Source organism: Sivoneniella epilithica UHCC 1019 (assembly GCF_040830845.1).
Taxonomy (GTDB): domain Bacteria; phylum Cyanobacteriota; class Cyanobacteriia; order Leptolyngbyales; family Leptolyngbyaceae; genus ULC077BIN1.
The window spans coordinates 1-945 of the sequence record NZ_JBFPDP010000115.1 but is presented as its reverse complement, the minus strand read 5'-3'; the positions used below and the strand labels follow the sequence as shown (position 1 = coordinate 945).

The 945-nt window shown below is 49.5% G+C and carries 2 protein-coding genes; both read right to left on the bottom strand.

The annotated features are described in order from the left end of the window. A partial coding sequence (locus AB3R30_RS26880) for a transposase (protein WP_458652270.1) occupies positions 1–370 on the bottom strand: 370 nt, incomplete at its 3' end. After that, a complete protein-coding gene (locus tag AB3R30_RS26875) occupies positions 364–879 on the bottom strand; it encodes a helix-turn-helix domain-containing protein (RefSeq protein WP_458652269.1) in 516 nt (171 codons plus the stop codon). The genes AB3R30_RS26875 and AB3R30_RS26880, both read right to left, overlap by 7 nt. Positions 880–945: the final 66 nt, after the last annotated feature.

Sequence of the window (945 nt, the reverse complement as noted above, 5' to 3'; positions counted from 1 at the left end):
GCGGTTGAAACACCAGAATGATGTTTTCTGGCACTATCAACGCTTTGCTGGTGTGAAACCGTCCGTTATCCACTTGCAGCAGGTTGAGGCTGTCAGGGTAAGCCTGGGAAAACTCATCCAAGAACCGTTGGTAGCACTCAGTATCGACATGGGAGAATTGCAGAAAAAAGGACTCTCCTGTGGCAGGTTCCACCGCGCCGTACAGCCAGAATGCTTTGAATATCCACTGCCATGCCCCGATGGGTTTCACCCCAAACGCCGTAATCAATCGCCCGATGAGGGTGTGAAGTCCAAAGCGGCTCTCATCTTGGGCAAAGTAGCGAATCTCTCGCTCATCCTGGCGCACTTGCCGATAGTACTGGCTTAACAATCCGAGGTCGTCTGCAAGGTTTTTTTAAATGCCTCTCGCTGCTCTGAGTTCTGCTTAATGTGTTGAGGACGAGCCACTTTGAGCTTGGCTTTGAGTCGGTAGCGCGTCATCTGGTACACCGCATGATACTGAGCTTCTATGCCTAAACTCTCTAAGAGCCATTGCTGCACTGCACCGTAACTATCAAACCCATTGCTTGGTTCTTGCAATCGTTTGGCTAAGGCAACTTCTGCCCACAGCGGAATCACCCGGTTGCCTCCTCCTGGGGTTGGTTTAACCACCAGCAATGCCGCTAATCCTTGAGCTCGATACACCGCTAACCACTTTTGAACCGTGCCCCGATGCTTGCCAATCGCAGTAGCAATTTGGCTGATACTCGGTGCTTGCGCTTGTTTGAGCCAGTACAACACTTGCAACCGTTCTTTGAGTATTGGCTGTTCTGTTTCTCGTAACCGTTCGCCTAAATCGTCGAGACTTTCTTTAATCGCAATCGTGCTGACTCCAGCCATTGGTAGACCTCATCTCTCTATCCTTCAGTTTATCTGATCTGTATCTACTCAAATTTAATTTGGTAT